12 protein-coding genes are annotated in these 14,251 nt (G+C 65.0%); 6 read left to right on the top strand and 6 right to left on the bottom strand.

The features are described 5' to 3' along the window. Together J6525_RS39235 and J6525_RS39230 are read right to left on the bottom strand one after the other, a co-directional pair. The coding region (locus J6525_RS39235; RefSeq protein ID WP_283848676.1) for a biotin carboxylase N-terminal domain-containing protein at nucleotides 1–385 on the bottom strand (385 nt) is incomplete at its 3' end. 197 nt (nucleotides 386–582) lie between these two features. Next, nucleotides 583–789 carry a hypothetical protein gene (locus J6525_RS39230; RefSeq protein WP_225648655.1) on the bottom strand — a complete coding sequence of 69 codons (207 nt, stop codon included), beginning with the start codon at nucleotides 787–789 and terminating at the stop codon, nucleotides 583–585. Between the two features lie 343 nt (nucleotides 790–1,132). Here J6525_RS39230 and J6525_RS39225 point away from each other — a divergent pair, with 343 nt between their 5' ends. Both J6525_RS39225 and J6525_RS39220 read left to right on the top strand, forming a co-directional pair. After that, nucleotides 1,133–1,912: a thermonuclease family protein gene (locus J6525_RS39225; protein WP_092088939.1), complete on the top strand. Its 780-nt coding sequence runs from the start codon at nucleotides 1,133–1,135 to the stop codon at nucleotides 1,910–1,912. A 174-nt stretch (nucleotides 1,913–2,086) separates the two neighbouring features. Next, nucleotides 2,087–4,555 (top strand): PAS domain-containing hybrid sensor histidine kinase/response regulator, encoded by a 2,469-nt coding sequence (locus tag J6525_RS39220; RefSeq protein ID WP_225648654.1) that lies wholly within the window; start codon nucleotides 2,087–2,089, stop codon nucleotides 4,553–4,555. 19 nt (nucleotides 4,556–4,574) lie between these two features. Here J6525_RS39220 and J6525_RS39215 read toward each other — a convergent pair whose 3' ends face one another. The 4 genes from J6525_RS39215 to J6525_RS39200 form a co-directional block, all read right to left on the bottom strand. Next, nucleotides 4,575–4,823 carry a septal ring lytic transglycosylase RlpA family protein gene (locus tag J6525_RS39215; RefSeq protein ID WP_245467148.1) on the bottom strand — a complete coding sequence of 83 codons (249 nt, stop codon included), beginning with the start codon at nucleotides 4,821–4,823 and terminating at the stop codon, nucleotides 4,575–4,577. A gap of 153 nt (nucleotides 4,824–4,976) precedes the next feature. Continuing rightward, nucleotides 4,977–5,426 carry a PPC domain-containing DNA-binding protein gene (locus J6525_RS39210; RefSeq protein WP_092088943.1) on the bottom strand — a complete coding sequence of 150 codons (450 nt, stop codon included), beginning with the start codon at nucleotides 5,424–5,426 and terminating at the stop codon, nucleotides 4,977–4,979. An 81-nt stretch (nucleotides 5,427–5,507) separates the two neighbouring features. Beyond that, complete coding sequence (locus J6525_RS39205; protein ID WP_092088946.1) at nucleotides 5,508–8,210, bottom strand: bifunctional diguanylate cyclase/phosphodiesterase; 2,703 nt, start codon at nucleotides 8,208–8,210, stop codon at nucleotides 5,508–5,510. 124 nt (nucleotides 8,211–8,334) lie between these two features. Beyond that, on the bottom strand, nucleotides 8,335–8,829 hold the full coding sequence (locus tag J6525_RS39200; RefSeq protein ID WP_225648653.1) for an ArsI/CadI family heavy metal resistance metalloenzyme: 495 nt from the start codon (nucleotides 8,827–8,829) through the stop codon (nucleotides 8,335–8,337). Between the two features lie 94 nt (nucleotides 8,830–8,923). Between J6525_RS39200 and J6525_RS39195 the strand changes: the two genes are divergently transcribed. From J6525_RS39195 to J6525_RS39180, 4 genes are all read left to right on the top strand, one after another. Then, entirely contained in the window at nucleotides 8,924–9,151 is a 228-nt protein-coding gene (locus J6525_RS39195) for a hypothetical protein (protein WP_018272058.1), read from the top strand. Between the two features lie 92 nt (nucleotides 9,152–9,243). Further along, entirely contained in the window at nucleotides 9,244–9,600 is a 357-nt protein-coding gene (locus J6525_RS39190) for a hypothetical protein (protein WP_225648651.1), read from the top strand. A gap of 111 nt (nucleotides 9,601–9,711) precedes the next feature. Continuing rightward, complete coding sequence (locus J6525_RS39185; RefSeq protein WP_225648650.1) at nucleotides 9,712–10,932, top strand: efflux RND transporter periplasmic adaptor subunit; 1,221 nt, start codon at nucleotides 9,712–9,714, stop codon at nucleotides 10,930–10,932. Next, on the top strand, nucleotides 10,925–14,149 hold the full coding sequence (locus J6525_RS39180) for an efflux RND transporter permease subunit (protein WP_225648648.1): 3,225 nt from the start codon (nucleotides 10,925–10,927) through the stop codon (nucleotides 14,147–14,149). Before J6525_RS39185 ends, J6525_RS39180 begins: the two co-directional genes overlap by 8 nt. The last annotated feature ends 102 nt before the right edge of the window (nucleotides 14,150–14,251 follow it).

Below are 14,251 nucleotides of genomic sequence, written 5' to 3'. Positions count from 1 at the left end.
AGACTTTCGCCTTCGCCGCGGCCTTCTTGGATTCGATCTTGTCGCCCATCGCGGCGATGGCGCCGGGGTTCGGACCGATGAAGACGATGCCGGCGGCTTCCAGCGCGCGCGGAAACGCCTCGCGCTCGGACAGGAAGCCGTAGCCGGGATGCACCGCCTGCGCGCCGGTCTTGCGGCAGGCCTCGACGATCTTGTCGATCAAAAGATAGCTCTCGGCCGCAGCGGGCGGTCCGATCAGCACGGCCTCATCGGCCATCTCGACATGCAGCGCGTCGCGGTCGGCCTCGGAATAGACGGCAACCGTCTCAATCCCCATACGGCGCGCAGTCTTGATGACCCGGCAGGCGATCTCGCCGCGGTTGGCGATCAGGATTCGTTTGAACATGCTCTTCTTGCTTGGGCTTTTTCGGACTTCGAATTGTCCATTTGGCAGGATTCCTCCCCGCGCAATCTGGCACGGGCGATTGGGCGTAACCACTCCGTTGGTACAGCAAATTACCCCGGAGGCAACGGTCTAATGCAGACCCTGCCCGCTGCCCGGCCAGTCCATGGTCAGTCCTTGGCGGTAGCCCGATCGATATTTCAGCCCGAATAGGTCTTGAAGCGGCCATGCGAATGAGCCTTCGCGACGGCCTTCATCAGCTCGCTGACCTCGCTCTCCAGGAATTCATTGGCCACGATCAGCGCCCGGATAGTGGCACGCAGATTCCCCCCGCAGGCGGAAATGGCCTGATCGACAGCGGCTTCCAGCCCGTCATCGTCGTCAGATTCGGGCCGTGCAGACATCATGGGGTATCCGGGATTCAGGTGGTGCATCATGTTCCCATTTTGTTCCCATCAAGTCAATTGGATCTTTGATCGGGCGCGGCCTCCTGGGCCGTCTTTCTCTTCCGCCGCCAGCGCGCGAGGCATTGCAGGCTCCAAATGCCGGTGACGATTTCGGCGGAGGACGTTGATAACGAAACTCGCCCATGCGCATCCCTTCAATGGCAATTGTCCGGCCGTTCTACGTCGCGGAATGCCGATCGGGACGTGACGGTGCGCACGCCCCCACTCGCCAACAGTCCTTGGTTGGATCGTACCGGCTTGTGCTAGAAGTTCGGCTGCCCGCCAAAGATCTGAAGTTGAGAAAATGCGGTTTCGAAATCCGGTCGCCACGACGCTTCTCCTGGCCTTCCTGTCTGCAACCACCAGCCTGACTGCAACCGCAGGCCCTACGGCGTCAGCGGTCATCAAGGACGCCGGCACCATTCAGCTCGGCAACACGACCTATCGGCTCGACGGCATCGACGCGCCGGCGGTCGATCAGCTCTGCATCGACGAGCACGCCGACGCCTGGACCTGCGGGATCGAGGCGCGCGACCAGCTGACCAGGCTGATCGGCGGCAAGCCAATTCACTGCGACGATATCGGCGTCGATCCGACCTTCAAGAAACGCCGCCTCGGCGTCTGCAAGATCGAGGGCGATCCGACCAGCCTCAGCCAGGTGCTGGTCCAGAAGGGCTACGCTCTCAATGTCGAAAACTCGGCCACTGGCCGATTCAAGTCGGATGAAGCCACCGCCAAGGACAGCCGCGCCGGGCTCTGGAAGGGCTGCTTCGTGGCGCCACGCGATTTTCGTACGGCCAGGAAGGACGGCGCCCTGCTCGGCAACGCCTGCCCCGCCGACCGCGACCAGCAGATCCGCAACGCGCTCTTCCCCGACGACCTGCCGATGCCGGCCAGCTGCAACATCAAGGGCAAGTACGCCGTGCGCGCCCGCGTCACCGGCAATGTCGGCATCTACCACCTGCAGGCGTGCCGCAGTTACCCGGGCCTCGGCAATCCGGATCGCTGGTTCTGCTCCGAGGAGGATGCGCAGGCGGCCGGGTTCCGCCGGGCCTATAATTGCCGGCCGCCGAAAGCCAAGTGAAGAGCTCGTGGATTGCATCGTCATTCCGGGGCGCGAAGCGAACCCGGAATCTCGAGATTCCGGGTTCGACGCTTCGCATCGCCCCGGAATGACTCGGCCTAACGATTGCCGTAAATCAAGCTGGCAAAGCCGCCGCGTCCTGTGTGAAACTGCACCGAGAGGTTGCCGGCGCGTATGACCCCATCTGATCCCGCTGATGTGCTTCCCGAAGCTGCGGCAGCCGAACGGCTGCGGCAGCATCTTGAGGAGATCGCGCGCGAACGCGATCGCGCCCATCGCGAGCTCCAGGAGCGCGAGGCGGAGCTGGCGCGGATCCAGCGCATCGCGCGGGTCGGCGGGCTAGAGATCGATTTCCGCGACGGCGTGCGCAACCGCCGCTCTCCCGAATATCTCCTGGTGCATGGGTTGCCACCCGAAGAGGTCAACGAGACCTATGAGAACTGGGTCGCGCGCATCCACCCCGAGGATCGCGAGCGCACGATCCGGCACCTGTTCGGCGTGCTCAAGGCCGGCGGCGAAGACTACACGGCCGAATACCGCATCATCCGCCCGAACGACGGCGAGAGCCGCTGGATCCGCGTCGTCGCCAAGATCGAGCGCGACCGCAGCGGCCGTGCGCTGCGGCTGGTCGGCGCCGATCTCGACGTCACCGATCAGATGCTGGCACAGGAGACCCTGCGCGAGAGCGAAGAGCGCTTCCGCCTGATCGCCGACAGCGCGCCGGTGCCGATCTGGGTGACCAAGCTCGACCGCACCCGCTCCTTTGCCAACCAGGCCTATCTCGACTTCCTTGGACTGCCGTTTGAGGAAGCGATCGTGTTCGACTGGCGCAAGGCGCTGCATCCGGATGACCTGCCGCAAATCCTGCAGGAGCAGATCACCGGCGAGCTCTCGCTGAAGCCATTCGTGCTCGAGGCCCGCTATCGGAACGCCGCAGGCGATTGGCGCTGGCTGCGCTCGGAATCGCAGCCGCGCTGGGACCCGAACGGCAAGCACATCGGCTTCATCGGCGTCGCCCACGACATCACGGCGGCCAAGGAAGCCGAGATCGAGCTGCGCAAGCTCAACGAGTCGCTGGAGCGGCGCATCCTGGAGCGCACCGCGCAGCTCGAATCCCGCGAAGCGCAGACGCGCGCGATCCTGGAAACCAGCCATCAATACCAGATGCTGCTCAACCGCGATGGCGGCCTGCTCTACACCAACCAGACGGCGCTGGCCGGCATCTGTACCGATGCCGCCGACGTCGTCGGCAAGCCGTTCTGGGACACGCCGTGGTTCGCCGCGACCGAGGGCATGCCGCGCGTGATCCAGAATGCCTTCGCGACCGTGATGCGCGGCGAGGAAGTCAAGATCGAGATGCAGCTGCGCCTGCCGATCGGCGAACGCTATTTCGATTTCGCGATGCGGCCGCTGCAGGACCAGCACGGCACCATCGTCGGCGCCGTGCCGGAGGCCGTCGATATCACCGAACGGCGCCGCGGCGAGGAAGCACTGCGGCAGTCGCAGAAGATGGAAGCGGTCGGCCAGCTCACCGGCGGCGTCGCGCACGATTTCAACAACCTGCTCACCATCATCCGCTCCGCGACCGACTTCCTGCGCCGCCGCGATCTGCCGGATGACCGGCGCCGCCGCTATATCGATGCGATCTCCGAGACCGTGGAGCGGGCCTCCAAGCTCACCGCCCAGCTATTGGCATTCGCGCGCAGGCAACCGCTCAATCCGGAAGTGTTCAATGTCGGCACGCAGGTCGACAGCGTGACGCAGCTGATCCGCCCGCTGGTCGGCGCGCGGATCCACATCGAGGTCAGGATCGAGGATCCCGACTGCTTTGCGATCGCCGACATCGGCCAGTTCGAGACCGCGCTACTCAATCTCGCGGTCAACGCCCGCGATGCCATGAGCGGCGAAGGCCAGCTGACGATCGGCGTCCGGAAGGTCAAGAATATCCCCGCCCTGCGCGCCCAGGCCTCGCGCAGCGGCGATTTCGTTACGGTCTCGATCCAGGACACCGGCACCGGCATCTCGCCGGAAAATCTCGACGCGATCTTCGAGCCGTTCTTCACGACCAAGGAGGTCGGCAAAGGAACGGGTCTCGGATTGAGCCAGGCCTTCGGCTTCGTCAAGCAATCCGACGGCGACATCGAGGTCACCTCTACGCCCGGGCACGGTGCGACCTTCACCATCTATCTGCCGCACGCGATGCGCCCGGCGGACGCCAAGGTCGCAGCCCGCGCGGGCACCGAGCAGGCTTCGATCGGGCGCGGCTATCGCGTCCTCGTGGTGGAGGACAACGACGATGTCGGCCAGTTCTCCACCGAGCTGCTCGAGGATCTCGGCTATTCGGTCAAGCGCGCGGCCAATGCCAAGGCCGCGCTCTCGATCCTCTCGGAGAACGAATTTGCCGCCGACCTGGTGTTCTCCGACGTGATCATGCCGGGCATGAACGGCGTCGAGCTCGCCGGACTCATCCGCGATCGCTTTCCCGGCCTGCCGGTGGTGCTGACCAGCGGCTACAGCAATGTGCTCGCCGAGAACGCGCACAGCGGCTTCGAGCTGATCCAGAAACCCTATTCGGTCGAGGCGCTGTCACGGACGCTCCGCAAGGCGATCGCCGAGCAGCGGGCGACCGCTTCCAAGCCCTGATCCTGCTGCCGGCCGCGCTCTACTGGATCACGACATGCGCGACGCCGAGCTGAAGGATGCCGAGCGCGCGGGCCGCCGTGGTCGACACATCGATGATCCGTCCACGAACGAACGGGCCGCGGTCGTTGACGCGGCACCGGATCGATTTTCCCAGATACGAGACGGTGATCATGCTGCCGAATGGCCGCTTGCGATGCGCGCAGGTCATCTCGCCACTCCTGCCGATGCCACGATAATAGGACGCAAGGCCACTCTCTGCGTTTGCCATGCATGAGGCAAACAGCAGCATGGCCGCGGACGTTGCTGCGGTTTTCATTAATCGCCTGCCGGTCGAGCCCCGCAAGGGAACGCGGTTCCAGGGGTTCGGTTCCGATCCTCAGCGTCGGCAAATCGATTTTTAGGAACTTTTCGGCGGAAAGCGTCAGGCGGTCGCGGCTGGATCGATCAGGGCAATGCCGAGCTCGGCCCGCTTCCGCCGGCGAAGCCTGGCAGGGGCTTCGGTGACCACAACCTCCAGTGTCGGCCGAACGATGCCGGCAAGCAGATGGCCGCCGCGCGTCGATCCATCCGACAGTCCGAGCACGATGTGAATATGCAGGCTGGCCTTGCCGTCGTCGCCGGTCGCGATATCGCCGATCGCGCACAGCACCTCGCATTGCTCGTTGATCTCGATCTTCCGATAGCTCTTGGATGCGAAATCGAACCAGCCGACGGTTGCCCGCTCGAACGCGCCGATCGCGGTGAGCGATGCCGCCGTCACCTTCGCATCATTGGCGAACTTCGTCAGCGCGCCGAACGCTTCCTCGCCGCTATCGAGCACGACGACGTGAACCTGCGCGCTGGGCGCATCGGACACGACCTTGCTTTTCATGGACCGCCTCGCCTCTCAAGAGCTTCCACTCTCAATCGGAGACGGCGACGATTGTTCCTGACGGACCGGATCGACAGGCGCTCAGGCGGCGACGCAATCGGCCGCGAGCAGCGTCCGCAGGTCCCGCGCAGGAACCGGCCTGCTGAACAGGTAGCCCTGCATCTGCGTGCAGCCGAGCATTTGCACGGTGTCGCGCTGCTGATCGGTCTCGACGCCCTCGGCAGTGGTGATCATGTTGCGGTCGGCTGCGATCGAAACCACGGCGCGGATGATCGAGGCCGAGCCGCTGTTGCGGGTCACTTCCTTGACGAAGCTGCGGTCGATCTTGATCTTGTCGAACGGGAAGCGTTGCAGATATTGCAGCGACGAGTATCCGGTGCCGAAATCGTCGAGCGCGATGTGGACACCGAGCGCGCGGAGCTGGCCGAGCGTGACCAGCGCCGCATCGTCGTCGGCGATCAGCACCGCCTCGGTGATCTCGAGCTCGAGCCGGCGCGGATCGAGCCCGCTCTCGGCAAGTGCATTCGCAACCTTCAGCGCCAGCGTCTCCGACTTGAACTGGATCGGCGAGACGTTGACCGCGACGCGCACATGCGCCGGCCAGGCTGCCGCCTCGGTGCAGGCGGTGCGCAACACCCACTGCCCGATCTCCTCGATCAGCCCGGTCTCCTCGGCAACCGGTATGAACTCCGCCGGCGAGATCATGCCGCGCACGGGATGCCGCCAGCGCAGCAACGCCTCGCAGCCGGTCACCTCGTCGCTGCGCAGGTCGACCAGCGGCTGGTAGTGCAGCTCGAAGCCGCCCTCGGCCAGCGCGATACGCAAATCGGCCTCCAGCGCGCGGCGCAGATTGGCTTGCGCCTCCATCGCCGGATCGAAGAAGCGATGGGTCCTGCGGCCCGCCGCCTTGGCGGCGTACATCGCAAGGTCGGCACATTTGAGGAGGCGAAACAGATCGGAGCCGTGACGCGGGGCGATCGCAATGCCGATGCTGGCGTCGCTCGACAAATGATGGCCGAGGCAGTCGAACGGCGTGCGCAGCGACTGATAGATGCGTGCGACCAGGTCGCCGACGTCGTCGTCCGAGGTGATGTCGTGCTGGACGACCGCGAACTCGTCGCCGCCGAGCCGCGCGATGAAGTCGTTCGACCCGACCGACTGGCGCAACTTCTCGGCCACGCGCCGCAGAAACTCATCGCCGATCAGATGGCCCAGCGTGTCGTTAATCCGCTTGAACTCGTCGATATCGATGTAATGGATGGCGAACTCGCGCGTGGCGGCCTCGAGCAGCAGGCCTTCCGCGTGGCGCTGGAACAGCGTCCGGTTCGGCAGATTGGTGAGCGCATCGTAATGCGCGAGATACTCGATCCGCGCCTGCGCACGCCGCCCGTCGGTGACGTCCTCGAGAGTGGTGGCCCAGCCGCCGTCGGGCGCACGCTTGTAGATCAGGCGGATGCTGCGATCATCCGGCGTCATGATCACGGAGTCCCGGACCTCATCGCCCTTCGGATTGGTGAAGCGGGCGCAGTACTCGTCGACGTCGCCGACAAACGAGCCGATCGCCTGGCGATGCAGGATCAGGTCGCGCAGATGGCAGCCTGGCCTGGCGACATCAGGCGAGAGGCCGAACATATCGATATATTGCTGGTTGCAGATCACGAGCCGCGCCGAGGCGTCGAACAGCAGCAGCCCCTGCGTCATGGTATTGATGGCGGTGTCGAGGTGCTGGCTCTTCTCGGACAGCCTGCGGCTTGCCGCATCGTGCTGCCGCTGCAACTGACGGACGATCAGGAAGACCGCGAAGCTGATGATCAATACTGCCAACACGGCTGCGCAGAATTGCAGTTTGGTCTGGGTGCGCCAGTCCTCCAGCGCGCTCGATGTCTTCGTGGTAGCGAGGATCAGGATTGGAAAATGCGACAGCGATCTGACCGCACCGACGTTCTCCTCGCCCGAAGCGCCAACGAACCGTCCCGAGGTGTTGCCGCCAAAGCTGATGACCTTCTGGAACACCGGCAGGTTGATGATGTTGCTGCCGATCACGCTGGCATCCTGCGGATAGCGCGCGATGATGGTGCCGTCGCGGTGGATCATCGAAATCACGGTGTCGCCGCTCAGTGCCAGCGAGGCGACGAAATCCTCGAAATGGCTCGGCTCGACGCCGCGGCTCGCGAAGCCGATGATCTCGCCGTTGCGCCCGGTGATCTTGCGCGCAAAGATCGTGGTCCAGTTGCCGGTCACCTTGCTCATTGCGGGCTCGACGATCACGGGTGAGGTCGGCCGCCCCGAAGTGAACTCGTGGAAATAGCGCCGGTCCGCAACGCTGATGTCGGGCACCGGCCACATCTCGGATGAGTTGATCAGCCATCCCTTGGCGTTGAACAGATTGAGCCCGCCGACATGCGGCAGCGCCGCCAGCCGCGTGCGCAGCATCTCGTGCGCGCTCAGGAGTGACATGTTCTTTTCGAACTGATCGGCGGTCTCGACCTGCTCGGCCCGCAGGTAATTCACGATGTCGTCGTGGACATGCTGGAGATCTGTAAGCTGCTGGTCGAAATGCCGCGACAGCAGCAGCGCAGTGTTGTTGAGCTCGCGCTCGGACATCTCCAGCGCGCGCTCGCGAAACTGCAGCGCGAGATAGCCGGTGCCAAGCGTGATGGCGAGCACCAGCAGCGCGGCGCTCAAGACGAGCCACTGAATCGCGCCCATCCTGCTGGCGCGCAACACACCCTTGATCGACAGCCGCCGGTATTCCGGCACGCTGCTCGCTGAGACAACCGACATTTTCCTGCCCCTGTGGATGCCCTTGTACGGGAACACAACCCAAGGGGTGGTTAGGAAAATCAGTTATCGGACGGTTAAGGCCAACGTGGACTCGCGCAGAGCCGGCCCCTCGGCCGCTCCATACTCACGAGCTGCAGCAAGCCGAAGCCTCCGGCGGCGCGGCCTTGGGCTGCGGTGCGCAACACGCGCTCAGTTTGTCTTCCTGCTTCTCGTGCGCCACTCGCGCGGTCCGCTCGCCGGTGCCGTCGCCATAGACGATGCTCTCACCGGTCGTATGGAACGTCTCCCAGGCGATCCCCGCGGGATCGTCGATCCACGACTTCTCGGACTTGGCATAGCAGCACACCGTCTGGCCCTGCTCGATGACCTCGCCGCCGGCCTTGCGCAGCCGTCCGTACACCTCGCCGAGCTCTTCAGCGCTCTCGACCTGAATGCCAAGATGGTCGAGGCCCGGGTCGCGGCCGCGGCTCGAGATCGCGAAATTGACGCGGGGATCGTCGAGCATCCATTTGGCATAGTCTGATTTCACGACCGTCGGCTCGGCCCCGAACAGCGCCGAGTAGAAGCCGACCGATTGCGGGATATCCTTGACCGCGACGTGAACATGCATGCGCTTCATGGGGCAGTCCTTTCCGGGCGGCGACGCTGGATGGATATTCCATCCCAAGCATGCTCAGATATCAACAGCGTTACAACAGGAGTTCTGCTGCGGAATGGATGCGCTGACGCTGTTCGGGTTATTCGCCGTGACGATGATGCTCGTCTGCTATGCGGCCGAAGATCGCAGCCCCTGGTTCATCCTGGCCTTCGCTGTCTCCTGCGCGCTCGGCTCGGCCTACGGTTTCCTGCAGGGCGCCTGGCCGTTCGGCCTCGTCGAAGCGATCTGGGCGGTCGTCGCGGCGCGCCGATGGCTGCTGCGCCGAACCGCAGACAGCGCGTAACGTTATAGTATCCACGGCCAGTCTGTCGCGGACCCGAACTTGAATGCGCGCGGGCACGGCGCTAAGTAGGCCCCATGGACGCTTCGCGCACCATGATTCAGTCTTCTCCTGACGCAACGGGATCGCGCCGCTGGCGCAGCCTGCTTGCGGGACTGATTTCGCTTGCGCTGGTGCTGTCGTTCTTCCACGGCTGGACCTCCGACGGCGATACCGACGCGGCTCCCGGCTTCTCGATCGCGCAGCCGATCAACGACGCCAGCGCCGGCGGCAAGACTCCGGCGCATCCCGCCTCGCCTCACAGCGACCATTGCCTGACGCACGTCGCCTCCGTGGCTCCGCAGGAGACCGCGTTCCCGATCGCCTATGCGCCGCACAGCTACGGCGACGCCAGCATCGGGCTGCCGGCTTCGGCCGATCGCCTCTCTCCTTTCAAGCCACCCCGCGCCTGATCCGGTCGACATGACCGGCCGTGCGCTGCTGCCATTCGGCCGCGCACGCTTCCGCACAGATCGATGTCGCGACGGCGCAGGGCCATCGGCCTGCGCTGCGGAGAGGCGCATATGAAACGGGTTGTTCTATTTTTCGCCGGCGTGGCCGCCGGCATTGCACTGGTCGTTGCGGCGGCCGGATGGATCGGCTGGCCGATCAGGTTCCCGGCCGCGACGCAGGAGACTGCGACCACAGACACAAAGACCGAGGCCCGGCACGAGGCCCCCGGACATATCGAGCTAAGTGAAGACCAGGTTCGCGAAGCCGGCATCACGTTCGCGCAAGCCAGCGGCGGCATGCTGAAGCGGCATTTCCTTGCGCCGGGATCGCTGATCCCCGATGCGGATCACATCGGCCGAGTATCGGTGCGCGTGCTCGCGACGGTCACGGAACTGCGCAAGCGCCTCGGCGACGTCGTCGAGAAGGGCGAGATCGTCGCCGCGATCGAAAGCCGCGAGGTGGCCGACGCCAAGAGCGAATACCTCGCCGCACGGCTCACCAACGATCTGCAGCAGACCCTCTACGCACGGCAGAAGACGCTGGTCGAGACCCGCATCGTGTCGGAAAACGAATTCCTGCGCACGCGGCTGACCGCGAACGACGCCCAGATCAAGCTCGACGGCGCCCGGCAGAAGCTGTTTGCGCTTGGCCTCTCGGAAAGCGAGATCGCCGACCTGCCGAACCAGCCCGCGGAGAGCCTGCGGACGCAGTTCTTGCGCGCGCCGATCAGCGGCCGGGTGTCCGAACGGCGTGTCGACCTCGGCGGATTGATCGGGCGCGAGGGCCAGGAGAGCGAGCTCTATGTCATCGTCAATCTCGATGACATCTGGGTCGATTTGGCGGTTTCCCCCGAAGACATCGGCGCGGTCCGCGAAGGTGTTTCGGTGAAAATCCGCGCCATCGGCACCGAAGATGAAGCCAATGCCGGTGTGATCTTCGTCAGCCCCCTGCTCGACCGCGAGACCCGCAACGCGCGCGTGATCGCGACCATGCCCAACAAGGACCACCGCTGGAAGCCGGGCACCTTTGTCACCGCGGAAGTCCCGCTGTCAGGCGCGCCGTCGACCGTGATCGTCTCGAAGAAGGCGCTTCAAACCATCAAGGGGACGCCGACCGTGTTCGTGCGCGATGCCGACGGCTTCGAGGCAAGATCGGTGCGGACCGGCCGCGAGGACGACGACGATATCGAGATCGTTGCCGGCCTCACAGCCGGCGAGACCATCGCGGTGCAGAACACCTTCACGCTGAAAGCGGAGTTCGAGAAGGACGAGGCGGAGCACGGCCATGATTGAGCGCATCATCGGTCTTGCGATCCAACGGCGCTGGGTAGTCGTCACATTGGCGGCGATCCTGATGGTCCTCGGCGGCCTTGCGCTGACCAGGCTGCCGATCGACGCGGTGCCCGACATCACCAACAAGCAGGTCCAGATCAACACCGTGGCCCCGGCGCTGTCGCCGGCGGAAATCGAGAAGCAGATCACCTTCCCGATCGAGACAGCCCTGGCCGGCGCGCCCGGCCTCGAGAGCACGCGCTCGCTCTCCCGCAACGGCTTCTCCCAGATCACGGCGGTGTTCAGCGAGGCCACCGACATCTATTTCGCCCGCCAGCAGGTCAGCGAGCGCCTGACCGAGGTCCGCGCGCGCCTGCCGCAAGGCATCGAGCCGCGGATCGGCCCGACCTCGACCGGCCTTGGCGAAATCTACATGTGGACCGTCCATTATTCCGGGCAGAAAGTGCAGGCCGACGGCGCGCCGGGCCTGCAAAGCGACGGCCGCTTCCTGACGGCGGACGGCCAGCTGCTGCAGAGCGAGGTCGAGAAGGATGCCTATCTGCGCACCGTACAGGACTGGATCATCAAGCCGCAGATCAAGATGGTGCCTGGCGTCGCCGGCGTCGATACGATCGGTGGATACCTCAAGCAGTATCAGGTCCATCCCGATGCGGCGAAGCTGATTGCGCTCGGTCTCACCTTCGCCGACGTTGCCAAGGCGATCGAGACCAACAATGTCAGCCGCGGTGCGCGCTATATCGAGCGCAACGGCGAAGGCTTCGTCGTGCGCTCCGGCGGCCGGCTCGAGAACATCGAAGAGCTCGGCGCCGTCGTCGTCACCACCCGCGGCGGGGTCCCGGTCCGGATCCGCGACCTCGCCACGCTTTCGATCGGCGGCGAGACGCGCACCGGCAGCGCCAGCGAGAACGGCCGCGAGGTCGTGGTCGGCACCGCGCTGATGCTGATCGGCGCCAACAGCCGCACCGTGTCGGCCGCGGTCGACGCCAAACTGCGGACAATCATGCCATCCCTGCCGGCCGGCATCGAGGTCAAGACGGTGCTGGATCGCACCCAGCTGGTTGATGCAACGATCGGCACCGTAGCGCGCAACCTCAGCGAAGGCGCATTGCTCGTGATCGCCGTGCTGTTCGTGCTGCTCGGCAATTTCCGCGCGGCATTGATCACGGCGCTGGTGATCCCGGTCGCGATGCTGATGACCGCGATCGGCATGTGGCAGGGCCGCATCAGCGCCAATCTGATGAGCCTTGGCGCGCTGGATTTCGGCCTGATCGTCGACGGCGCCGTGATCATCACCGAAAACAGCTTGCGTCACCTCGCCGAGAAGCAGCATGCGCTCGGCCGCGTGCTGACGCGCGATGAACGGCTGGCGACGGTGCGGGCCTCCGCGGTCGAAATGGTCCAGCCAAGCCTCTACGGCCAGGCCATCATTCTCCTGGTCTATGTGCCGCTGCTGACCTTCACCGGTGTCGAAGGCAAGATGTTCGAGCCGATGGCGCTGACCGTGATCCTTGCGCTCGCGGCCGCCTTCGTGCTGTCGCTGACACTGGTTCCGGCGCTGATCGCGATCGGCATCACCGGCCGCGTGCAGGAGCAGGAAAACCGGCTCGTTGCCGCACTGAAGCGCTGCTACAGCCCGCTGCTCCGGCGTGCGGTTGCAACGCCTATCCCGGTCATCGCGGTGGCGGTCGTGCTGTTCGCCGCCGCCCTGTTCGGGTTCTTCCGCCTCGGCCAGGAATTCATCCCCTCGCTCGACGAGAAGAACATCGCCATGCACGCGCTCAGGATTCCGAGCACGGCGCTGTCGCAGTCGCAGGCGATGCAGCTGTCGGTCGAGAAGACCGTCAGCCGCTTTCCGCAGGTGTCGTTCGTCTTCTCCAAGACCGGCACCGCGGAGGTGGCGAGCGATCCGATGCCGCCGAACGCGTCCGACACCTTCATCATCCTGAAGCCGCGCGAGCAGTGGCCGGATCCATCGCTGACCAAGGAGCAACTGATCGAGGACATCTCGAAGGCGGTTGGCCGGCTGCCCGGCAACGTCTATGAATTCACCCAGCCGATCCAGATGCGCTTCAACGAGCTGCTCGCCGGCGTTCGCGGCGACATCGCGGTCAAGGTGTTCGGTGACGAGTTCGGGCCGATGCAGAAAGCCGCCAACCAGATTGCATCAGCGCTGCGCAGCGTGCGCGGCGCGACCGACGTCAAGGTCGAACAGGCCGGCGGCCTGCCGGTGCTCGAGATCAAGGTCGACAAGGCGGCGATCGCCCGGCGCGGCCTCAGCGTCTCTGCCGTGCAGGACGTGATCGGCGCCGCGGTCGGCGGGCAGGATGCCGGCGTCGTCTACGAAGGCGACCGCAGCTTCGACATCGTGGTGCGATTGCCGGAGAGCGTGCGCTCCGATCTCGAGGCGCTGAGCAATTTGCCGGTCGCGTTGCCGAAGGCGACGCCGAGTTCACCGGTGCAGAGCCTGCCGCTCAACCGCGTCGCCCAGTTCTCCTTCACCGAAGGGCCAAACCAGATCAGCCGCGAAAACGGCAAGCGCCGCATTGTGGTGACGGCCAATGTTCGCGGCCGCGATCTCGGCTCGGTGGTCGAGGAAGCCCAGGCAAAAGTCACGCAATCGGTGCAGCTACCGCCGGGCTATTGGATGACCTGGGGCGGCCAATCCGAGAATCTCGCCGCAGCGCGCCAGCGCCTGGCCATCGTGGTGCCGGCCTGTTTTGCGATGATCTTCCTGTTGCTGCTGGCGGCGATGGGCTCGGCCCGCGATGCGCTGCTGGTGTTCAGCGCGGTGCCTCTGGCGCTCACCGGCGGCATCGCCGCACTTTGGCTGCGCGGCATGCCGTTCTCGATCTCGGCGGCGGTCGGCTTCATCGCACTGTCGGGCGTTGCGGTGCTGAACGGGCTCGTGATGCTGAGCTTTATCAGGCAGTTGCGCGAGCGCGGCGTGCCGATGCGGGAAGCCATCGAGCAAGGCGCCCTCACCCGCTTCCGCCCCGTGGTGATGACCGCCTTGGTGGCCTCGCTCGGCTTCGTGCCGATGGCATTCGCCACCGGCACCGGTGCCGAGGTGCAGAAGCCGCTCGCCACCGTCGTGATCGGCGGCCTGATCAGCGCGACCCTGCTGACGCTCGCCGTGCTGCCGGCGCTCTATGCCCGGTACGGGCATGCCGGCAGCGCTGCGCGCAATGAGAGAACCGCGATTCAACCCGCGGAATGACGGTGTGTTGACCGGCGTTCCGCAGGAAAAATCCGGCCGTTACAGCGCCGAGCAGGCGCTGTAACATTTCTATCATATGGCAAAACTAAACGAAGACTGCGG

It is taken from the genome of Bradyrhizobium australafricanum (genome assembly GCF_020329495.1).
Taxonomy (GTDB): domain Bacteria; phylum Pseudomonadota; class Alphaproteobacteria; order Rhizobiales; family Xanthobacteraceae; genus Bradyrhizobium; species Bradyrhizobium australafricanum.
The sequence above is the reverse complement of the archived record's forward strand: the minus strand, read 5'-3'. Positions and strand labels throughout refer to the sequence as shown.